Raw genomic sequence first — 21,190 nt, forward strand, 5'->3', positions numbered from 1 at the left:
ATCATGAGATTACTATTCACCATTTGAATTGATTGTACTTCCTATTGCGTACGTTCTACAGAGTTTAGCTGTGAATTACTGATTTTGTTGAACCTTAGCACTCTTGAGTTATGACGATGATAGGCGCACAATCGTCAAAAATTTCATAAGGAGCAGAGATGGAACTTTCAGACATCCGCCGCGAATACATAAAAGGCGGTTTAAGACGCAAAGATTTGCTTTCAAATCCCATTGAGCAGTTTAACCTTTGGCTGCAACAGGCCATTGATGCCGGTCTTACCGATCCCACGGCGATGACAGTGGCAACGGTTGATGAAAATGGACAACCTTTCCAACGTATAGTGCTATTAAAAAATGTCGAAAAAGACAGTTTTGTTTTCTACACCAATTTAGGCAGTCGCAAAGCGCAGCATATTGAACACAACAATAAAGTCAGCTTGCACTTTCCTTGGCACCCATTAGAGAGACAAGTGCACATCACAGGAACGGCTGAAAAATTGTCGGCTTTTGAAAACATGAAATATTTTACTTCTCGTCCTAAAGATAGCCAAATTGCCGCGATAGCGAGCCGCCAGAGCAGCCGTATCTCAGCACGTGGTATTTTGGAAGGTAAATACTTGGAGTTAAAAAAGAAATTTGAACAAGGTGAGATCCCAGTTCCGAGTTTTTGGGGAGGATATCGCGTTAGGGTTGAATCGATAGAATTTTGGCAAGGTGGTGAGCATCGTTTGCATGATCGCTTCTTGTTTACGCAACACGATCAACAGTGGGACGCTGAACGTTTAGCGCCCTAAAGCCTACTTGTTAAAAGTCAGTCGCAATGAATGCCTCATTTATATGGGGCATTCACTATTGAGTACCACGGATAATTGCGTTTTGAGCAAGGTCTTGGGGATGTTTGAGCCATAACCTTGGTCTAGAGCCATATCGATAAGTTGCTCTTTACTGTGGGCTGCAAATTTATGTCGCAATTTTGCTTCATAGCCTTCCACTGTTTTTATCGAAATCTTCATCACCCGAGCAATGTGTTTGGGCTTTTTTCCGTAAAGCAGAAGAAAAAGAACTTCAGATTCTCTTGTGGTTAGGGGCCCGGAAATGGGTTCTAGAACACCCGTGGAATACTGTGTGGTCGTTAAACCTGTTGCTCGGCATATCCAATGGCCTACTTCCAAAATAGCGGTATCAGTTAGCTCTTGCCCGAAAAAAATTGTACCTTGAACCTCACCTTGTGCGTTGAACCATGGGGTTTTGGTGAAAATATGAGCGCGCCAAGAACCGTCAGCATAGGGGTGGATATCCAGCACTTTTAACGGTTTTTTTGTGGAGATTACACATCGATCTTGTTGCTGGAATTCTGCGGCGCAAGCGGTTGTCGGGCTTGGCATTTCAAAGTCAGTTAATCCAATGCACTGTTTTGCATCACTAACACCAATTAATTTGCCATAAGCATTGTTTGCGTAAACAAAAACCGAATTAAGATCTTTGCAACCCCAATATCCCGGAAGCTGTTGAAACAATGAAATTTGTTCTGCGCTGAGGAAGTTGACCATAGCGGGTTCTCCTAACAATGATATTGATATAATACCAATGGCATGGCGGGTTGTAATCCATAGCGGCATTTGAACATAAAAAAGCCAGCCTGAAGAAGGGCTGGCATAAATACAAGAATTGCTTCTTGTCGACGTGCAGAAGAGGTTCTATGAATGCTGCGAGGGTGTTGCAAATTCATAGGGATACCACATGGATATCAAATATCAAACGTGTTTGATATTCAACACCACTTTAGACGACGAGAGTGCAATAACAAAGGGGGGAATTCCCCCCTTTGTTATATAAATGGCTGAGCTAGTTCAGCTTACCTAAAGTTCCCTAATGACCCTGAAGCCAACATAATTTGCCGAAGTAGCAGGAGCAATAAACAAATTACCATAAGCCGCCGCCGTTGCAGGGGAGAAGCTCCATGCTCCACCTTTTGCTTGACCTCTTGAGTCATTTGTCCATTCCCACACGTTACCGACAACATCATAAAGGCCTAGGCCATTGGGAGCGAAAGACTTCACAGGAGAGGTGCTTTTATTTGACCAAGGTGTACCACTCCAGCCAGTATTCGCTTTCCCAGTTCCGAAATCATCTCCCCACCAATAGTCTGTTTGTGTACCAGCGCGAGCGGCAATTTCCCACTCTTCTTCAGTCGGCAAACGGTATTTATAGCCAGTTTCCTTACTTAGCCAGCGAGTATAGGCCTTCGCATCATTTTGGCTAATACACACCACTGGCGAGTTGCTCAACTGCTTAAAACCAGGGTCGCGCCAATAGCTACCTGCAATCGGAGTAATTTCAGATTCGGCGACTGCTGTGCACAGTTTTTGTAGCTCAGCATCTGTTTGGTAGGTGGTTTGATTCACAAAGGTTTCAAATTGACCCACAGTTACGGGGGTTGAACCAATTGCGAAAGCATGATCAAGGAAAACTTGTTTCGATGCGTGCTCGCCAATCAAATATTCGCCTGAGATCAAAGTGACTAACTCAGGAGCTTTAATATCCCCTTTGAGGGAATCAGCAAATTTATGTCCAGGTTTAAGTAGGTTGTCTTTTTCTCGTAGGTTCGCTCTTAATGTATGATCTGAGGTGATTTTCAGCTCTTGATTAAATGAGTAATACCCTTCTTTCTCAATCGTAATCATGTGCGGTCCCACTGGAAGCATCACTTCGACGGGAGTACTACCATAGTTTACATTGTCGATAGAGACTTTATCACTGTATTGGTTCGAGCGAATCGATAGGGTAACCCAAGCAATTTCTTTCTGTTTTTCTGTATTGGCTGAGTATTCGCCTGGAGCGAAACAGTATTGTGATTCGACATTCAGCAACCGACATGGTGTGTTTTCATCGGGTCTTGCATCAAGCTGAACATCTAGTACGGCTTTGTACTTATTGCCATTGTAGAAACCTGAATCTACGGTTTTATGGCGCAGTACATGAATATTAAAAGAGACATTGGCCAGATGTTGTTGGACGAGCTTGGCCTCACTTGTGGCCTCTATTAACTTGGTTTGATACTGGTTTACCGCTTTCTGGAGCGCTAAGTCAGTGGTCTGTTTCGAGCATTGAGCCAATGTCATATCGGCACTACAAGCGTTAGTAAAGCTAACTTTCTCGGTGCTACTCTGTTTGAGTTCATCTCTTAAGCGCTCAACTCGCGCGCGTAATTTATGCTGTTCTAGCTCATTGATATTTTTGCTGACCGTGTTCTGCTCGGCCCTTTTTTGTGCCAGCAGTGCTTCTGACTCTTGGCGTTTTTGCTCAGCTTCTAAACGGTTTTTTTGATTCTGCTTTACATTAGCCCAAGCCGCTTGGTAGGCATTTTGTGAAGGCATGATGTCCAGTTCAGGATCATCAATCATTTTCATGTAATCGCGTTCTAAGTCAGTTTTTGCTTTTGCAAGTGCCTTATCAAGGAGTTGGGCTTGCTTTGTTAGCCTGTCTAACTCACTGTTGTGGTTGTTCACAACCACTTGTTGTTCATGGGTGGCCTTCTGGGCTGCCTGTAATTCGGACTGTTTAGTAAACAACGCATCATCAATGGCAATTACTGAGGAAGGCGTTCCTTCTGCCATCGTCGATGTTGCCACTAAGCAAGGCGAAAGTGCTAATAAGAGAGCGGGTAAACCTTGTCGCATTATTATCTACTTCAGTTAAGTTATTAGTTCATTGTGTCTATTCTAAACGAAAACACCATTTTGTCTGAAGTCATCTTTCAATAACTTAATGACAAAATGGCGTTTTAACCGCATCTTTGTGAATTACGACAGAAAAACAGAGTTTTTTTGAGGTAATTAACCCTCTTTATTCGGTCTTAGCTTTATCCAAACCGTATCATTGCCGTTAATTGTTAATACCCGGTTGTAGGTTTCGTAGCCATCTTTAGAGACGGTAACTTGGTGGCGGCCATTGGGCAAAACAATCTCAACAGGTGTACTGCCGTAGTTAATACCGTTGATGGTTACGGCATCGTTGTATTGATCCGACCTTACGGTCACATTTGCCCACTGTTTGTCATTTTTTTGCGTACCTTCAGACACGCCGCCTTTCAAACAGTATCGAGTTGACACGTTAAGCAGTTTACACGCAGCCACCGCTTCTGGTTTCGCTTGAAGCTGAGCTTGCATTTGGGTGAAGTATTCGTTGTTGCCTTCAAAACCACTGCGAATAATTTGGCTATCTTGTACATGGATGTTAAGTTCCACGCCTTTCAGGTTTTGCTTGGCAATGACCGATTCGGTTAGGTCATCAAGCAACTTGGCCCGAAACGTTTTTACCGCTTTTTGTTTGGTAAGGTGCTGTCCCTGATTTGAACACTCACCGAGTGTCATTGTCGTTGAACAGGTGGTTTTATAGCCAGTTTCAAGAACACTACTTTCACGCAGTTCGGCTTCGAGACGTTTGACCCTAGCTTCAATGCGCGACTCTTCGAGGTTCGCATACTCATTACTGAGACGAGCTTGCTTCTGTTTGATTTGAGACAAGCGCATTTCAACTTCGGTCATCGCTTGATTATTCTCAAGGCCTTCAGCTTGGTTCTGCTTCACTGATGCCCATGTTTCTTGGTACTTCTTTTGAAACGAGGCTAAATCTGTGTCTGGATCATCTAAAAGACGGCTATATTGTTTGTCCAAAGCAGACTTGGCTCGATTGCGTTTAGCATCAAGTTCTTCACTTTCTCGTTTAATACGAACATGTTCATTTTTAAGTTGTTGAAGCTTGGCTCCCTCTGCTTCGTATTCTGCAGAAATCGCGTCGATTTCCGTCTGTTTAGTAGTCATTTTTTCATCGATAGCGGTGACAGGATCTACCTGAATAACTTCTTCCGCGTACACCGATGCAGATACCCAAAAAGGGCTTAGCGCAAGCAATAGCGCTGGGATGCGACGTGTGATCATAGGTCCCTGCAACAAATTAACGTTTAACCACAAAAGTGGGAAAGACAAACTTTTGACAGCTTTAATGGATAAGCTGTATTCATAATGCAAAATTTATTCCGAACAATAGCAAAATTCACTTAAATCTATTACTAGGTGACTGATTTTGTAAATTTTATAATTGTGCATCTTCATTTTGAGCCTAATAGCGAAATATGCAAGTCTCTATTTTCGATCTATTTAGGGGTTTTGGGATTGAACACACATTGACCGTAATTTATGTGCACTTGATCATTGTTCCGTTTTGAAAAATCGATCTCATTTCACCCCTAAGCTTAAGCTTCATATGCACTTTGATGTTTAATTTTTAAAAAAATACAGCTTTGTTTTCGCTCCTGATAGTTTTGTTATAACATCAGCTTCTAACCTCAACCATGATGCAGCAATATGAGTGACTTTTCTTCGGCTAAGCTATCTAACTATCAACAAAATGACAAAGTTTTGTCGCCTAGGCCGGCAGAGTTAGTGACATTACCCTCGTACATGGAGTGTCATGATCATAGTTATACCCAAGTCGTTATCGGATTAAAAGGCCAAGCTGAGTTTGAAGTACAGGGTGTAGGCAATTTGGTGGGGCCGGGGCAAGGTTGTGTCGTTACCTCTGGAACTGGCCATGCGTTTGGTGGTGTCGTTGGGCAGTCGGATATCTTAGTGCTTAACCTTCCAATCTCCTGTGGAGATGACCCTTTGCTTCTACAAAAAATGAATGAGTTGTCGAATGCGGATATTTACTTTCAGCTGGATGGGCAAATCCAAAAGCTGATCCAATTGCTAGTTAAAGAGATGCAATCGAGTCCTGATGATTTACTGTTGAGCCGTGCCTGCAATGACACCGTTATGGCATTACTGCAACGCCATATTTCTGTATTTGAAACGCATCGCAAAGAGTCTCGTTTTGATCTTGAAGCGATTGATCGTTATATCGATCTGCACCTTGGTCGTAAAATTTCAGTCGCTCAATTAGCGGGCCGCGTTTATTTAGGTGAAAGCCAATTTCATATGTTGTTCAAAGAGCAAATGGGGATCACGCCTCATCAATATTTGTTAGGTAAACGAATTGATATGGCAAAAGATTTGATTGAGCAAGGTTGTTTGAGTTTTGGTCAAATTGCTGAATTAACAGGCTTTTCTGGACAAAGTACCTTCACTCATTCATTTACTCGCTTGCAAGGTATTTCTCCATCGCAATACCGAAAATTGTGTCGTCGCTAATTCTTTATATCCCTGCCTCTTTTTTGTTTGTAATTCCCACATCATTTTTATATTGCTTGCCTTGACCTATCGGCAACACGTGCATCTTTGGTTAAATTTTGGAAACAATGTTGCTATTTTCTGCTTTGTACATGATGTCAATTGATGTGATTGTGTTTTTATTTTGTTAATAGCCAGAGTTTTTAGCAAAAAACTCGGAGTTTTTGACAAGTATTCTTCTCGCGCTCAAAATACACTGCCAGCCATTGCAGGAAACCCGACCTTTTTCGGGAGTGAGATTGAGGAAAACGCATGTTTACAGCAACAGATGTGTTGAATGCAGAGTTTATCGAGCAACCGCTTGATAAGCTGTGGTCGCTGATCTCTCCACTTTATATGGTGGACGAATCTCAATGGCTGAAGCAGTTATTACCGCTGGCAACAGCTACAGAATCAGAAAAATCGGCGATATTAAATAAAACAACCCAGTTAATCGAAGCGATCCGAGCCGACAAAAAAGCGGTGCAAATGATCGATGCCTTATTACTTGAGTACAGTTTAGATACGCAAGAAGGTATTTTGTTGATGTGTTTGGCTGAAGCTCTGATGCGCATTCCCGATGCGGAAACCGCGGATGCTTTTATTAAAGATCGCCTCAGCGTTGCGGATTGGAAATCTCATCTGAAAAATTCTGACTCTGTCTTTGTCAATGCGTCCACGTGGGGGTTGATGCTGACTGGTAAAGTGATTGGCCTTGCTGATGTGGATACGACTAGTCCAACGCAGGCGGTTAATCGTCTAGTGAATAAGCTTTCTGAGCCAGTGATTCGTAAGGCGATGCACCAAGCGATGAAGGTGATGGGCCACCAATTTGTGCTAGGCCGAACCATTGAAGAAGCACAAAAAAATGGCCGTCCTATGCGTGATAAAGGGTATACCTATTCATTTGATATGCTCGGTGAAGCGGCGTTAACCACGGCCGATGCCAATAAATATTTCAAAGATTATTTGATGGCGATTGAGGCGGTTGGCCGCGAGAAATATGGCTTATCAACCAGCCCGGCACCGTCCGTATCAATCAAGCTTTCTGCATTGCATCCGCGTTATGAAGTGGCTAATCAAGAGCGCGTGCTGAGCGAGCTTTATAGCACACTGCTACAGCTTTTAGCCCGTGCTATCGAGCTGGATGTGGCGATCACTATCGATGCAGAAGAAGCAGACCGTTTAGAGCTGTCATTAAAGCTATTTGAAAAGATATATTGCAGTGAGCCCGTGAAAGGGTGGGGGAAATTTGGTTTAGTTGTACAAGCTTACTCTAAGCGCGCTTTACCCGTTTTAGTTTGGCTTAATGGGTTGGCGAAACAGCAAGGTGATGTGATCCCACTGCGTTTAGTCAAAGGGGCGTATTGGGATAGTGAAGTGAAGTGGTCTCAGCAAAGTGGCTACAGCAACTATCCGGTATACACACGTAAAGAAGCTACTGATGTAGCCTATTTGGCTTGCGCTCGTTTTCTTTTAAGTGAGGGCGTTCGTGGTCATATTTTCCCTCAATTTGCCAGTCATAATGCACAAACCGTGACCGCGATTGCGGTGATGTCACAACACAAAGATTTTGAGTTCCAGCGTCTGCATGGCATGGGTGATGCTCTTTATCATCATGCAATGAAAGCCTATCAACAATCGGTGCGAATTTATGCTCCAGTAGGTAGTCATAAAGACTTACTGCCTTATTTAGTTCGTAGATTGCTTGAAAATGGTGCGAACAGTTCGTTTGTGCATCGTTTAGTCGATGCCCGTTGTCCTATTGATACGTTAACGCAACATCCCGTCGATATGTTGCTCTCGTTTGATTCTTTACCAAATACCAAAATCCCTTTGCCACCGCATATCTTTGCCGAGCGCGTTAATTCCCATGGCGTCAATATTGATATTGAAAGTGAGGCAACGCCTTTTGAAGCGAAAGTAGAATGTTGGCTCAGTAAACAGTGGCATGCTTCTCCTATCATCAATGGTGTTGCTCTACTCGAAAGCATGATCAAGGCAGGGGCATCGCCGGAAGTTGTGACTGCGCCGTATGACCGTAGGAAGCATGTTGGACAAGTGGTATTTGCCAACCTTGATCATGTTTCCGAAGCTATCTCAATAGCGGAGCAATCCTTTGCTGCTTGGAAGCAAGAAGAGCACAGCGTTCGCGCGGGCAAACTTGATAAACTTGCTGATTTACTCGAAGAGAACTTGGCTGAACTGGTCGCCATTTGTCATCACGAAGCAGGGAAAACCATTCACGATAGCATTGATGAAGTCCGCGAAGCGGTAGATTTTTGTCGCTATTACGCCAAACAAGTTTCCGCGTTAACACCCTTTGAAGTGACGAGTTTTGATAATGAAAAGCGAAAAGTAAGCCGTGAAGGTCGCGGTGTTTTCGTGTGTATTAGCCCATGGAACTTCCCTCTTGCGATTTTTCTTGGGCAAATCACGGCAGCGTTAGTTGCGGGTAATACGGTCGTTGCCAAACCCGCAGAACAAACCAGTTTGATTGCTTCGCGTGCCGTGGAACTGATGCTGGAAGCTGGCTTTCCTGCTGGCGTTATCCAATTGTTACCTGGACGTGGTGCAGAAATTGGCAGTGCGCTGACTTCTCACCCTGCCATTGCAGGTGTCGCGTTCACTGGATCAACGGCGACCGCGCAACGCATCAATCAAGCTCTCGCTCAACGTGACGCCGCGCCAGTGCCGTTGATTGCAGAGACGGGTGGGCAAAATGCGATGATCGTTGATAGTACGGCTTTACCCGAGCAAGTGGTGAGAGATGTGATTCGTTCTGCCTTTGCTTCGGCCGGGCAGCGCTGCTCTGCATTACGAGTGCTATTTGTTCAACAGGATATTGCCGATCGCATCATCAGCTTGATTCATGGTGCGATGAATGAGCTCAAGATTGGTCTTCCTTACCTCCACAGTACAGATGTCGGCCCTGTTATTGATGAAAAAGCCAAACAAAAGTTGCTCTCTCACATTGAACAGATGACCAAGACACAGACCAAAGTTGCGCAATTAGAACTCAGTTCGGAGTGCCAACACGGCGATTTTGTACCGCCAGCGGCTTTTGAAATTTCAGATATTCACTGCTTAACCGAAGAGCAATTTGGGCCGATCTTGCATATCGTGCGCTTTAAAGCGCGTGAGCTGGCCGATGTAGTGCAGCAAATTAATCAAACTGGTTTTGGTTTAACCATGGGGATCCATAGCCGCAATGAAACGACATATCGTTGGATAGAAAAACACGCCCGAGTAGGTAACTGTTACATCAACCGTGATCAAGTGGGTGCGGTGGTAGGCGTGCAACCATTTGGTGGGCAGGGGCTTTCTGGTACCGGACCAAAGGCAGGTGGCCCACATTACTTATACCGTTTTACTCAAACTGAATTTTCTCAGTAATAAAGGCTCAGGAGAATTAGCATGGTTCATCAAGTAACACGTTTTTCTGACGCTTTTTCAGCATGGGAAAATTGGAATATCACCGATTTTGATTCTAAATGTGAGTGCTTACTTTCATTTAAAAATCTACTAGAAAGCGCTATGCCACAACTGGCAACAGTGATTTCTTACCATCTTCATCAGGCATCGGCGCTGTTGGCGCATTCGCATCAATTGATCGGTCCTACTGGAGAAACCAATGAGCTATACACCGCAGGTCGGGGCGTGGCTGTGATCATCCAAGGTGAACACAGTGATAAAGCGCAACAGGCGGTGGCAGCTCAGCTTTGTGCCGCTCTTGTGGCAGGCAATAGCGTCGTCTTATGTAGTGACGATGCGATGTTGATTCGAACACTGCAAGCGGCATTTGAGCAGTCAACACTCCCTACTAATCTCATTCAGTTTACGTCTTTTGATGCTTATCATCCGTTGATGGCGTCGGACGTTCGAAGTGTAGGTTACGTTGGGAACACTTCGGTTGAGCGTAGCCTCAACCGTCAGCTAGCTGATCGTAATGGTGCGATTGTCAGCCTAGTTTCTGAAACGGACTTGAGCGCGATCCCCGTGGCTCATGATCCTCACTTATCGTTGCGCTTTATTACCGAGCGTACTCGCACAATAAATATAACAGCAGTGGGTGGTAATGCGACCTTGCTTGAGCTTGGTAGCGAAACCCATTAATCCTTTCTGTTTTATCCTCTTCTTCGGAAGAGGACATGGAAGGCGATCTTTTAAAGAGGACAAACACAATGGAAAATAGCTTTGCTATTACAACCACCTTTATTCTGTATCTTATTTTGATGCTGGCTATTGGTGTGGTTGCATACCTTCGAACGAAGAACTCCGCAGATTATTTCTTAGGAGGGCGATCACTGGGCCCTTGGCCTGCGGCTTTATCGGCGGGTGCATCTGATATGAGCGGTTGGTTATTGCTCGGTTTACCTGGTTACGCGTACGCCGCTGGTATTGAGGCTTTCTGGCTAGCGGGTGGCTTATTATTGGGCACATGGGCGAACTGGTTAGTAAATGCTAAGCGCTTGCGCACTTATAGCATCACGACAGATTCATTAACATTACCTGAATTTTTATCACGCCGCTTTAATGATAAATCTAAACTGATTCAAACCATTTCAGCCTTCTTTATTTTGCTGTTCTTCCTCTTTTATACCAGTTCTGGCCTTGTGGCTGGCGGTAAACTATTTGAAACGGTATTTGGTTTAGATTATTCAACCGCAGTTATTATTGGCACCATTTGTGTGGTGTCTTATACACTGTTTGGTGGATTTTTAGCCGTTTCTTGGACTGACTTAGTGCAAGGCCTATTGATGGCAGCGGCATTAATGATTGTGCCCATCGCGGCAATCAACGGTGGTTTGGGTCAACTGAGTCAAGATCTATCCGCAATAAACCCAGAGCTACTAACGCTGTGGCATGATGTGAAAGGTGAGCCGTTAACGGGTGTTGCCATTATCTCATTAATGGCATGGGGGCTTGGTTATTTTGGTCAACCCCATATTTTGGCGCGCTTTAAAGCTTCCCGCTCAAATAAAGATCTCACCACTGCACGTCGTATTGCGGTCATTTGGACCGGTTTATCCATGGCGGGAGCCTTGTTGGTTGGCTTAGTTGGGCTTGTTTATGTGACGAACACAGGTTCGCTGGAGCTGGCAGATGGTGAAAAAATCTTCATGCTGCTAGTGAATGCGATTTTCCATCCAGTTATTGCAGGTATTTTGCTTGCGGCTATTCTTGCGGCAATTATGAGTACCGCTGACTCGCAATTATTAGTTTCTTCCTCTGCGTTAGCGGAAGATTTTTATAAGCAAGTCATCAAGCAAGATGCAACGTCGGAGGAGATAGTTCGTGTTGGCCGCTTTGCTGTGATTCTAATTTCTATCGTTGCGTTAGTGCTGGCCATGACACCAGATAGTTCCGTGCTCGGCTTAGTTTCGTATGCATGGGCGGGCTTTGGCGCCGCATTTGGCCCTGCAGTGGTATTGAGCCTTTATTGGTCTCGAATGAACCGCAATGGTGCACTAGCCGGCATTATTGTTGGTGGCGTGACCATTGTGGTTTGGAAACAACTGTCTGGCGGTTGGTTTGATGTGTATGAAATTGTTCCTGGGATCATTTTCTCTGTACTTGCGATCGTTGTGGTGAGCTTAGCGACAGCTGAACCCGAAGAGAGCGTGAGAGCACAGCACGTGACCTTTAAAAAGCAGCTGGTTGAACTAGATTGACATTCATACCGTTGTTCAATAACTAGCCCCTTTCTGAGGGGCTTTTTTGTACAGGTTAGATTGTGTAGTGTGCTTAGCAGAAAATAAGGAGATTGGGATGGACGTTTTTTGAAGATAGCTCACGAAACACACACTAAAGTTTGAGAAAAATGAACCTGTAGGCGCAAAATGTGTCAATTATCAATAATGATGCAAATTGTAGGGATTATTGGACCATGTCAAAAGCTTATTGCACCTGTTGTCGTAAAGAGACACCACATAAAGTCGTGATGAAGCGCTGTCAGTCAGAACCTTGTTCAACGTGGCAAGGTGTTCAAAAGTTTTTTGCGCTCATTATACAAGGTGAACCTCATTACAAAATGGAAAAGCAAGGTTTTTGCCGAGTATGTAATCACCCATCAACATTAAGCCACACCGACTTCTCACGCGTCCGCGTTCTCTAAATACTTCCAGCACTGCGCTAAGTTTTTTGGCGTAGTGCGCCTCTCGCTCAAAAGATAATTTTGCTTTTATTCGGCTGACTAAGTTTGATTTAGTGCACATTCACGTGCCGTTCTATTGCACGAGTGTCAAGTATTGGGAACTTAGGCAAAGTAATAATCCATAGTTGTAATACTCTCAAGCCCATTACTTTGGTGAACAAGCTTCAAGGAGCATTGCAATGCAATTGAGTTTAAAGAGAAAAATGGTGTTCTCTGTGGTTGCTGCTATTACATTGACAGCCGCTGCATTGGTTATGGTTGGCTATCAAACCTTTAAAACCGACAGCTGGAGAGCGATTGAGAGTGAAGCGCGTAATACATTACAGGCTCATGCAAAAGGGATTGGTGACTGGTTTAATGGCAAACAAAAAACGCTGCTAGGATTAAAAAACGAAATCGAGCGTAATCCACAATTAGACATTGTTCCTCACCTACGCCAAACCTTGGAGTCTGGTGAGTTTGGGCTGAGTTATTACGGTAATGAACAGGGCGATATGATCCGCAATGACGGATCGCGTAACCAAAATGGTTATGATCCTCGTGAGCGTGGTTGGTATAAAGAAGCCAAAGTCGCGGGTAAACCGATCACAACCGCCCCCTACGTCAGCGTTACCATGCAAACCTTAGTGGTGACATTGGCAGAACCTGTCCGTCAAAATGGCCAACTGATTGGCGTCGCCGCTTCCAATTTAGCTTTGGGTAAATTGATCAAGGACGTCTTAGCTATTGAGGTTCCCGGGAAGGGCAATGCTATTTTGGTGAATACCAAGGGGCTAATTGTTGCCCATCCCAATCAAGAGCTTATTTTAAAACCTACCCAAGAAATGGCCTCACAACTGACCATTCAAAGCATATCAGAGGCGGCAAATTCTCAATTACCACTCTTTGTTGATATTGATGGTCAGGCCAAAGTATTGATGGCGCAAAGTATTGAACATACTGACTGGCTGTTGGTTATGGTGATGGACAAAACGGTTCTTGAACAGCCACTCAATGACATGCTATTGAAACAGAGCTTGATTGGCTTGATGATTTTAGTGATCTTGGCATTAGCAACCTCATGGTTCGTCGCTCGTCAGTTGAATGAGTTGAGTAATATTGCTCAAGCTTTGTCAGATATCGCCGAAGGTGATGGCGATTTAACCCGTCGTTTAGCCGTTCGCAGTGATGATGAAGTCGGTATCTTAGCGGATAAGTTCAATAAATTTGTCGATCGCATCCATGTCATGGTGCAAAGCGTGCGTGATGTTTCCGTTTCTCTTAACCAAGGAGCGACACAGGCCGCAAGCTCAGCCAGTCAACGTAGTGAACGGATTCGCACTCAACAAGATGAAATTACTATGGTTGCAACTGCGGTAACTGAAATGGCATCTGCGACCGCTGAAATCGCGGGCAATGCCGATAATACCGCTAAAAATGCCAATGAATCGGTTGAGCTTGGCGCACAAGGCTATCGCCAGATGCAACAAAGTAAACAGTCAATCAATCAGTTAGCACAAGAGCTTAGCAGTGCTGTGGGCATCATTGGTGAATTAGAAGTGCACGCTAATGAGATTTCAACCATTCTGTCGACCATTCGCTCGATTGCAGAGCAGACAAATTTGTTGGCCTTGAATGCGGCGATTGAAGCGGCGCGCGCCGGAGAGCAAGGTCGTGGCTTTGCCGTTGTAGCTGATGAAGTCCGAGTGCTTTCTCAGCGTACTCATGCCTCTACCGAGGAGATCCAGTCTAAAATTTCCGGTTTGCAAAAGGTAACGACCAATGCTGTTTCTGTCATGACGGAAAGCCATAAACTGGTCGAAACAAGTGTGCAAGATGTGAACCATACAGGAGAAAGCTTACACGCAATCAGCGAAGCCATTCAGATGATCAGTGATATGGCGACACAAATTGCATCAGCAGCAGAAGAGCAATCTTTGGTGACAGCGGATATTAATGGCAACACCGAATCGGTACGTGAAGTCAGCGACCAACTCGCCAGTGATGCGCAAAATGCAGTGCAACAAGCTCATGAAATGCACCGTTTAGCGAATGAGTTAGATAAAGAAATTTCTCGTTTCAAACTGTAATCATCTCAACGTACTCAAAGTAAAGAGGCGATAAATAGATTACAACCAAGAAAGTGGGTGCTTGCTCACTTTCTTTTCCTTTTTTCTCCTCAGTCTTTTTATTATACGTTCCTCTATTCTATGTGATTTATATCACAATGCCTTGTGATGATAGGTTGGTTTAACGCTGTAAGCCACTATTGTATGCCATATCACTTCTTTTGAGAGCGCCGTGCAAAACCATGAGCCTAGACCGCATCGACCAACAGATCTTACGTATTTTGCACAGTAAAGGACGGCTTCCCGTTGTTGAGCTAGCAAAGTTGGTGAATTTAACCACATCTCCTTGTTCTGATCGTGTTAAACGCTTAGAAAAGGAAGGGTATATCAAAGGCTACCATGCAGAACTGTGCCCAGAAAAGTTAGGTCTGGATGTGCAAGTGTTCATTCATATTCGATTGGATCAAACCAGTTTCTCTATTTTTGAGCGTTTTTCACAAGCAGTGGCGGACATTCCAGAAATTGAAGCATGTTATTCATTGTCCGGTGATTTTGACACCATGATCAAAGTGAGGGTGAAAGATATGAAAGCCTACCAAAGTTTTATGTCTGGCAAGTTGGGGACATTGCCGGGAGTGATTCAAACGCGCAGTGAATTTGTGATTGAAGAACATAAAGCCAGCTTTGGCATTAATCCTGAGCTCATTTCCAAGACGCTGCCTTAGCTGCGAATGAGGTGAAATACGGTGCAAGAAACAGAACAGCAACAGCCCTTAACTAAAGACGTTACGACACTTTTTACTAGATTAAAACAGCAGGCAATAGCAGAGCCGTATCCTAGCCTTGAGCAAAGACGTATTTGGTTGCAGCGCTTAAAAACCGCGTTACTCAGTGAACAGGCCGCGCTCGTTGAGGCCTTAAATCAGGATTATGGTTATCGAAGTCGCTTTGATAGTACGGTTTGCGATCTGCTACCGGCCGTTTCACACATTAATTACACGCTAAAACACCTCAAATCGTGGACAAAATCGCAATCGCGTCATGCAGGTTGGCTATTATTGCCGTCGACAGTGAGCGTTCACTATCAACCCTTGGGCCTTGTGGGGGTGATTGTGCCTTGGAATTTTCCTATCGTGCTCAGTATGGCTCCATTAGTCACAGCATTGGCGGCAGGTAATCGCGCTATGGTCAAATTGAGCGAACATACGCCTTGCACCAACCAAGTGTTGATGCGTATTTTTGCGACGGTCGATGAAGCGGTTGATACTGTAGAAGGTGGGGCTGACGTTGCCGCACAGTTCAGTGCGTTACCCTTTGATCATCTGTTATTTACGGGGTCAACACCGGTAGGTAAATTGGTTGCCCAAGCGGCTGCGAAAAACCTAACACCAGTAACGTTAGAGCTTGGTGGAAAATCCCCCGTGATCATTGCACCTGATGCTGACCTTGCGCGCAGCGTTGATAACATCATGCTTGGCAAAGCCATCAATGCAGGGCAAATCTGTGTTGCTCCTGATTATGTTTTACTGCCGGAAGGAAAACAACAAGCCTTTGTGGAGCTCTATCTGCAACGCTTTAAGCGCTATTTTTCCACTAAAGATGGCTATGATACGTCACATATTATTAATCAAACCCAGTTTGATAGGCTGCAACAATACTTAGACGATGCTAAACAAAAAGGGGCCACATTGCATCCCGTAGAAGGCGATGCAAAAGCGGGAACGTATCAATTTTTGCCTTGCTTAGTGACGAATTTGAAGGTTGATATGTTGTTATCCCAACATGAGATATTTGGCCCCATATTGCCGATATTGAGTTATCACAGTTTGGATGAAGCGATAGCTTATATCAACGCTCGCCCACGTCCGTTAGCTTTATATTTAATGAGTGATGATCACGAGGTGATCAAACAGGTTAGTACACAAACGCATAGTGGTGGCCTAGCTGTGAACGATACTCTGTTACATGTGGCCGCCGATGATGCCCCCTTTGGCGGTATTGGCGATTCTGGGGTTGGGCACTATCACGGGATTGAAGGTTTTAAGACCTTTTCACACGCCAAAACCGTATTGTTTTCTAAGCGTTGGTTGCCACGTAGCCAGTGGATGCTGCGTTATCGTTTAGTGATGCTGGCAATATTACGCAGGCTATTTATTCGCTAATCAATGGACCACACATTTTTAATATCAGGCCATCCCCAGTTGGTCAGTGCAACGTCTTTGAGCACACCCTGAAAACGTAATGTTTGCTTATGGTGGAACAAAGGGACGAGGCAGTATTCGTTGATCAAACTCGATGCTAGCGGTTCCAACGCGATAAGGTAGTGTGTCAATGGTGTCGTTGATCGAATGTCGATTAACGCTTTGAGCAGCCATTGGCTTTCTGCGGGGCCAATGCAATGGTGTAACATTGGGTTGCCAAATAAGTGACTAAATGCACTGAAATGCCGGTTGTCATCTAAATTAATATTGGTGATAACTATGGTCTCGTACAATTTGCCTTGCTGGGCCAGAAAATTCAATTCTCGGTAGGAGTAAATGTTGACGGCAGCAGCCAGCCCCATCTCTTCTAAAATATGTTTCACACCGAAGGCGCAATGAATCAGTACCGTGTAGTCATAGACGGCAATCGAGATTTGATTTGGCAGGCTTGCTTTAGGCGCTGGTGGTCGCACCACAGGTTGCCATACTGGCAGTAGGTTACTGGCAACGACTGCGTCAAACTTAGTTGGTTGTTGTGCTAAATAGTGCTCTAGTTTTTCTCCAGATATCTCGGTAGCTAGGTAGCGTTTCTGATTTTCATTAAGAGGTGAATGAGCACCTTGATTGAACAAAATAAACATGCAGCCATCTTCCACTCTTGATGACTGATTAGAGGTGATGATCGCCAGTTCTTCAACGTTACTCAGCTCTACATCGTGGTGGCAAGAGATGTTTTGTTGCTGATTTTTTTGTTTGATATGCATGCCTTGAGGGTACAACTCGTCTTCATTTAAAATCCAAATTGTGACGTGATCCGTTAAAGCTCGGCAGCCATAGAATTGGTCAAATGCGCTTAAAATGAGTTTGTGAGGTGAGTGATCTTGAACTTGAAATGGGCCACAACCTGTCACCATTGGGGAGTATGCATTGTTCACTTGGCTGGCTGGTTGAATTGAATATTTGACGCCAGAGAGCAACCCTGCAAATCCTAAATCAGATTGATTAAGAGAAAATACTACTTTTTGTGGTTGTGGTGCGCTTACATCAACCAAATGCGCGAGCTCTTTTTTGTACTCTTCCAAACTAGAGAGTTTGGCAAATAAACTCACGATCGTATTAGCATCAATCGGTGAGCCATCGTGAAACGCTAATCCGGGGCGAAGATAAAATACCCACTGAAAATGTTGCGCATCATACTCCCAGTGATGGGCTAATTCTGGATGAAAGCGTCCTTGTTCATCACACTGGATGAGGCAGCAATAGATTTGCCTGAGCAGAAATCGCTCACTACTACGTTGTATTTGATGGGGCACTAGCCGTTCAAATGGTCGTTTATACGTCAGTTGAATGTGTAAGCGACCTTCGCGAATAGATGCGCCGGAAGTGCTTTGCAGCAAACGCCCAAACACTACCTCATCATTATCCAGTATGGTTAAGGCTTTTTCATATTTCCCAGCCAAAATTTGCTCTTTCGCGAGCATTTGTTTGATTGTGTCTAAATCGAGGTTCAGGCGCAGTATCGAGCGTTGGTTACGTCCGACTTTGGGTTGCCACTTGAGCCAACCTTGTTGCTGCATTTTAGCCACCAGATTTCGTGCATGACGCGGTGAGGTGAATAAACATTCTGCAACCTGTGTTAACGACACTTTAATCTCTTGACCCACACCAAGCACGGTCAGGCGTGTGTAATAACGTAATAAAGTAAGATCAGACACTCGCAAATCCTCTGGATGAAAGGGAAGAGATAGGCAGTTCAGTTCTTCGCACGGCCTTGCGCTTTGCCCTCCTTGATGGTCAAGTTGTTTGGGTATAGTAGCGAATTTATGAAGAACTAAATAAGAAATATTAATGATCATTTGTTCCTCATTTATTGATTTTTAGTTTTTAAATATCGTTTTAAGGTCAATTTCAATGATATGAGGAATTAAAAAAATAAAAAATTCTCAGTTTTTGTATTCCTTATTTTGATTCACAATCAACACATCGATAGCTGAGGAGGTGAATGATGAACGACCCCATAACGACTGACACCAAACAGCCAACACCGCTGGCGATCTATTACCGCCAGCGTTTAGAAAAATCACGTAACCCTATAGAGGTAATGGCGATTTTAGCTCTGATTCATTTATGTCACTGGTGACCATGAATAAAGGCATCTTGCATACCCTAAACTCTTGAGTTAGCTATGCTCCTGTTACCCCCAACTGCATAATTGCAGGATGCCTTTCCTTTTCGATGCACATCACTTTTTCTTCGTCCTACTTTTCATCTTTATCGTAAACGACTACCATGACATCGCTTTTTTAAAGCCAATTTATATTTTAAATTCTCAGGGCGGGGTGAAATTCCCCACCGGCGGTGTGTTTGTTTTTTCAGTTGAGAAGGCAGATGAGCCCGCGAGCGCTCGATGTATCGAGGTCAGCAGATCTGGTGAAAAACCAGAGCCGACGGTTATAGTCCGGATGAGAGAGAATGAAGAGACGCCAGTTAGTTCGTTAACTGGTGCAATTTGTTTTGGATTTGATCCCTCATAGCAGCCCTGATTCTGGTGATTTTTTAGGAGTACAACCATGAATCAGCTATCTCTACTTGCCAAATTTGGCGACCCTATTACTCGTGTTGAAAACGCACTGTCTGCGCTTAAAGAAGGGCGAGGCGTGTTGTTGCTTGATGATGAAGATCGTGAAAATGAAGGCGATATCATTTATGCGGTTGAGTCACTGACCACACAACAAATGGCACTGATGATCCGTGAATGCAGTGGTATCGTCTGCCTATGTTTGACCGATGAACAGGCTAATCAACTACAACTGCCCCCGATGGTAATGCATAACAATAGCGCAAACCAAACCGCTTTTACTGTCTCGATTGAAGCAAAAACAGGTGTAACCACGGGCGTTTCAGCGCAAGACCGAGTGACCACAATAAAAACCGCGGCCCGCTTTGATGCTAAAGCCGATGATCTTGCACGCCCCGGCCATGTCTTCCCACTTCGCGCTCGGGCGGGGGGCGTTTTGGCTCGTCGTGGGCATACAGAAGGGACGGTTGATCTTATGCAAATGGCAGGTTTAATGCCTGCGGGCGTATTGTGTGAACTCACCAATCCTGACGGTTCCATGGCCAAAACACCCGAGATCGTTGCGTTCGGGCAAAAGCACAATATGCCTGTATTGACGATTGAAGATATGGTGCTGTATCGAACAAGACTTGAACTCAAACAGGCTTAATGAATGTCGAAGGGAGGCTAGGTGCGTCCCTTCACATTACTCCGATTTAATCTGCTCATTTTGAAATGAGAAGTGCATAAAATTATTAACGTTCGATTAAACTTATGTAGATTGACGATGTTATTTTTGCCGAGGTTGAGCATGCTATTTAATAAGAAAATGCAAAAAGAAAATGATGATTTGAAGGCTCAGATAGCTGCATTACAAGCACAGCAAAGACTTGAGCAACAAAAGTGGCAATATGAAATTCAGCAGCTAAAAGAACAGCTGGCCTTATTGCGTACATCAACTCAATTAGAGTCTGATTTGATGGCCAGCCATTTGAGTGGTAGCCACATGCTAGAAGCCATCCGTTCTGGTCTGGCTCACAATGCTGAGAATTTATTGCGTGAGAACGAATCACTGAAGCAACTGAATAGTATTTTTGGTCAGACAAGCACAGCAATTAATCACTTATCTTCTCGAGCAGAAAAAATTGCAGAATACGCTCACGCTAGTATGGAGTCGGTGACTGTTCTAGATAAAACAACCATTTCGATTGGCCAGTTAGTCGGCACGATCCAAGAGATTTCGCAACAGACCAATTTATTGGCACTGAATGCAGCTATTGAAGCGGCACGCGCAGGTGAAGCGGGTCGAGGTTTCGCGGTCGTGGCCGATGAAGTACGGGCATTAGCTTCCAAAGCCAATGATGCCAGCACTAAGATTGAATCTTTAGTTGGGCAAGTTCAGAACCAAACGGAAAGTATTAAAGGTTCAGTGAATCAGAGTCAAGAATGTGCAATCGAAGTAGAAAATGCTTCAAATGAATTAAAACAGACGGTAACAATCGTTTTAGACAAATCAAAACAAATGCAAGAAGTTATTCGTATTGCGACGGCGTGTTCTTTCCTTGATACGGTGAAATTGGATCACGCAGTTTGGAAAAATGAAGTGTACGATCACATCCTCAATCGTCGGTTTGAACATGGGATGAATACTCATCAAGAGTGCCGTCTAGGTAAATGGTATTTTGAGGGTGATGGTGCGCGTGAATACAGCCAGCTTCCCAGCTTTGCTGGTTTGAATGCTCCTCATAAATTGGTGCATGATTCAGGAAAGAGTGCACTGAAGTCTGGTCAGAATGGTGATTGGACACAACTGATTAAGCAAGTTGATACTATGGAATTGGCCAGTAAATCGGTGGTTGATTCGATAGACCGATTACTAAAAGAGGTAGTAAACACACATTAAACTCAGACGGTATTACGTAAAATAGATAGGTGTCCGATCGCTCTTCTGCTACAGTGGCGCGCTATTTCTTCACAGTCTGTCATCTTGATGGCACTGGAAATCTAACCCTAGGATC

Annotated in this window: 16 protein-coding genes, 1 pseudogene and 1 riboswitch; of the genes and pseudogenes, 13 read left to right on the plus strand and 4 right to left on the minus strand. The window is 44.3% G+C overall.

Annotation, left to right across the window (positions count from 1 at the left end):
• Window positions 1–158: 158 nt before the first annotated feature.
• Complete coding sequence (gene pdxH, locus AACV12_RS13695) at window positions 159–794, plus strand: pyridoxamine 5'-phosphate oxidase (protein WP_017042341.1); 636 nt, start codon at window positions 159–161, stop codon at window positions 792–794.
• A 39-nt stretch (window positions 795–833) separates the two neighbouring features.
• Here pdxH and AACV12_RS13700 read toward each other — a convergent pair whose 3' ends face one another.
• The 3 genes from AACV12_RS13700 to AACV12_RS13710 form a co-directional block, all read right to left on the minus strand.
• The gene (locus tag AACV12_RS13700; RefSeq protein WP_017042342.1) at window positions 834–1,550 is read right to left on the minus strand and encodes a helix-turn-helix transcriptional regulator; all 717 of its coding nucleotides are present in this window, start codon (window positions 1,548–1,550) and stop codon (window positions 834–836) included.
• Between the two features lie 309 nt (window positions 1,551–1,859).
• Window positions 1,860–3,680 (minus strand): SUMF1/EgtB/PvdO family nonheme iron enzyme, encoded by a 1,821-nt coding sequence (locus AACV12_RS13705; protein WP_170900529.1) that lies wholly within the window; start codon window positions 3,678–3,680, stop codon window positions 1,860–1,862.
• Window positions 3,681–3,836: 156 nt separating this feature from the next.
• A complete protein-coding gene (locus AACV12_RS13710; protein ID WP_026028446.1) occupies window positions 3,837–4,940 on the minus strand; it encodes a PEGA domain-containing protein in 1,104 nt (367 codons plus the stop codon).
• Between the two features lie 426 nt (window positions 4,941–5,366).
• On the opposite strand from AACV12_RS13710, the gene AACV12_RS13715 reads away from it, so the two are divergent.
• The 8 genes from AACV12_RS13715 (at window position 5,367) to AACV12_RS13750 (ending at window position 16,576) form a co-directional block, all read left to right on the plus strand.
• Complete coding sequence (locus AACV12_RS13715) at window positions 5,367–6,191, plus strand: AraC family transcriptional regulator (RefSeq protein WP_017042345.1); 825 nt, start codon at window positions 5,367–5,369, stop codon at window positions 6,189–6,191.
• 291 nt (window positions 6,192–6,482) lie between these two features.
• Window positions 6,483–9,605, plus strand: coding sequence for a bifunctional proline dehydrogenase/L-glutamate gamma-semialdehyde dehydrogenase PutA (putA, locus tag AACV12_RS13720; RefSeq protein WP_170900531.1), 3,123 nt, complete (start codon window positions 6,483–6,485; stop codon window positions 9,603–9,605).
• Window positions 9,606–9,626: 21 nt separating this feature from the next.
• Entirely contained in the window at window positions 9,627–10,325 is a 699-nt protein-coding gene (locus tag AACV12_RS13725; protein ID WP_017042347.1) for a 1-pyrroline-5-carboxylate dehydrogenase, read from the plus strand.
• 68 nt (window positions 10,326–10,393) lie between these two features.
• Window positions 10,394–11,884, plus strand: a complete 1,491-nt coding sequence (putP, locus tag AACV12_RS13730) for a sodium/proline symporter PutP (protein ID WP_017044927.1) — start codon at window positions 10,394–10,396, stop codon at window positions 11,882–11,884.
• A 215-nt stretch (window positions 11,885–12,099) separates the two neighbouring features.
• A complete protein-coding gene (locus AACV12_RS13735) occupies window positions 12,100–12,327 on the plus strand; it encodes a hypothetical protein (RefSeq protein WP_013868195.1) in 228 nt (75 codons plus the stop codon).
• Window positions 12,328–12,545: 218 nt separating this feature from the next.
• Complete coding sequence (locus AACV12_RS13740) at window positions 12,546–14,435, plus strand: methyl-accepting chemotaxis protein (protein WP_013868194.1); 1,890 nt, start codon at window positions 12,546–12,548, stop codon at window positions 14,433–14,435.
• Window positions 14,436–14,656: 221 nt separating this feature from the next.
• The gene (locus AACV12_RS13745) at window positions 14,657–15,139 is read left to right on the plus strand and encodes an Lrp/AsnC family transcriptional regulator (RefSeq protein WP_010317305.1); all 483 of its coding nucleotides are present in this window, start codon (window positions 14,657–14,659) and stop codon (window positions 15,137–15,139) included.
• 21 nt (window positions 15,140–15,160) lie between these two features.
• On the plus strand, window positions 15,161–16,576 hold the full coding sequence (locus tag AACV12_RS13750; RefSeq protein WP_170900534.1) for an aldehyde dehydrogenase family protein: 1,416 nt from the start codon (window positions 15,161–15,163) through the stop codon (window positions 16,574–16,576).
• On the opposite strand, the gene AACV12_RS13755 is transcribed toward AACV12_RS13750, so the two are convergent.
• Complete coding sequence (locus tag AACV12_RS13755; protein WP_170900536.1) at window positions 16,573–18,471, minus strand: SgrR family transcriptional regulator; 1,899 nt, start codon at window positions 18,469–18,471, stop codon at window positions 16,573–16,575. The genes AACV12_RS13750 and AACV12_RS13755 overlap by 4 nt on opposite strands.
• A 146-nt stretch (window positions 18,472–18,617) precedes the next feature.
• Here AACV12_RS13755 and AACV12_RS13760 point away from each other — a divergent pair, with 146 nt between their 5' ends.
• The 4 genes and pseudogenes from AACV12_RS13760 (at window position 18,618) to AACV12_RS18105 (ending at window position 21,075) form a co-directional block, all read left to right on the plus strand.
• Window positions 18,618–18,755, plus strand: coding sequence for a hypothetical protein (locus tag AACV12_RS13760; protein WP_013868191.1), 138 nt, complete (start codon window positions 18,618–18,620; stop codon window positions 18,753–18,755).
• A gap of 181 nt (window positions 18,756–18,936) precedes the next feature.
• Window positions 18,937–19,093: riboswitch (FMN riboswitch) on the plus strand.
• A 92-nt stretch (window positions 19,094–19,185) separates the two neighbouring features.
• The gene (ribB, locus tag AACV12_RS13765) at window positions 19,186–19,842 is read left to right on the plus strand and encodes a 3,4-dihydroxy-2-butanone-4-phosphate synthase (protein WP_013868190.1); all 657 of its coding nucleotides are present in this window, start codon (window positions 19,186–19,188) and stop codon (window positions 19,840–19,842) included.
• A gap of 336 nt (window positions 19,843–20,178) precedes the next feature.
• Window positions 20,179–20,652 (plus strand): annotated as a pseudogene (locus AACV12_RS18100) (methyl-accepting chemotaxis protein); the annotation flags it as partial.
• A 42-nt stretch (window positions 20,653–20,694) separates the two neighbouring features.
• Window positions 20,695–21,075 (plus strand): CZB domain-containing protein, encoded by a 381-nt coding sequence (locus tag AACV12_RS18105; protein WP_405054803.1) that lies wholly within the window; start codon window positions 20,695–20,697, stop codon window positions 21,073–21,075.
• Window positions 21,076–21,190: the final 115 nt, after the last annotated feature.

Origin of the sequence: Vibrio sp. 2-2(8) (genome assembly GCF_963888495.1) — a bacterium.
Lineage (GTDB): Bacteria > Pseudomonadota > Gammaproteobacteria > Enterobacterales > Vibrionaceae > Vibrio > Vibrio anguillarum.

Bases quoted from the DNA above. Each gene is read 5' to 3' on its own strand.
- AACV12_RS13755 (WP_170900536.1), bottom strand. From the start codon at position 18,471: ATGATCATTAATATTTCTTATTTAGTTCTTCATAAATTCGCTACTATA.
- AACV12_RS18105 (WP_405054803.1), top strand. From the start codon at position 20,695: ATGCAAGAAGTTATTCGTATTGCGACGGCGTGTTCTTTCCTTGATACG.
- AACV12_RS13710 (WP_026028446.1), bottom strand. From the start codon at position 4,940: ATGATCACACGTCGCATCCCAGCGCTATTGCTTGCGCTAAGCCCTTTT.
- AACV12_RS13760 (WP_013868191.1), top strand. From the start codon at position 18,618: ATGATGAACGACCCCATAACGACTGACACCAAACAGCCAACACCGCTG.
- AACV12_RS13745 (WP_010317305.1), top strand. From the start codon at position 14,657: ATGAGCCTAGACCGCATCGACCAACAGATCTTACGTATTTTGCACAGT.
- putA (WP_170900531.1), top strand. From the start codon at position 6,483: ATGTTTACAGCAACAGATGTGTTGAATGCAGAGTTTATCGAGCAACCG.
- AACV12_RS13735 (WP_013868195.1), top strand. From the start codon at position 12,100: ATGTCAAAAGCTTATTGCACCTGTTGTCGTAAAGAGACACCACATAAA.
- AACV12_RS13715 (WP_017042345.1), top strand. From the start codon at position 5,367: ATGAGTGACTTTTCTTCGGCTAAGCTATCTAACTATCAACAAAATGAC.
- ribB (WP_013868190.1), top strand. From the start codon at position 19,186: ATGAATCAGCTATCTCTACTTGCCAAATTTGGCGACCCTATTACTCGT.
- AACV12_RS13725 (WP_017042347.1), top strand. From the start codon at position 9,627: ATGGTTCATCAAGTAACACGTTTTTCTGACGCTTTTTCAGCATGGGAA.
- pdxH (WP_017042341.1), top strand. From the start codon at position 159: ATGGAACTTTCAGACATCCGCCGCGAATACATAAAAGGCGGTTTAAGA.
- AACV12_RS13705 (WP_170900529.1), bottom strand. From the start codon at position 3,680: ATGCGACAAGGTTTACCCGCTCTCTTATTAGCACTTTCGCCTTGCTTA.
- AACV12_RS13740 (WP_013868194.1), top strand. From the start codon at position 12,546: ATGCAATTGAGTTTAAAGAGAAAAATGGTGTTCTCTGTGGTTGCTGCT.
- putP (WP_017044927.1), top strand. From the start codon at position 10,394: ATGGAAAATAGCTTTGCTATTACAACCACCTTTATTCTGTATCTTATT.
- AACV12_RS13700 (WP_017042342.1), bottom strand. From the start codon at position 1,550: ATGGTCAACTTCCTCAGCGCAGAACAAATTTCATTGTTTCAACAGCTT.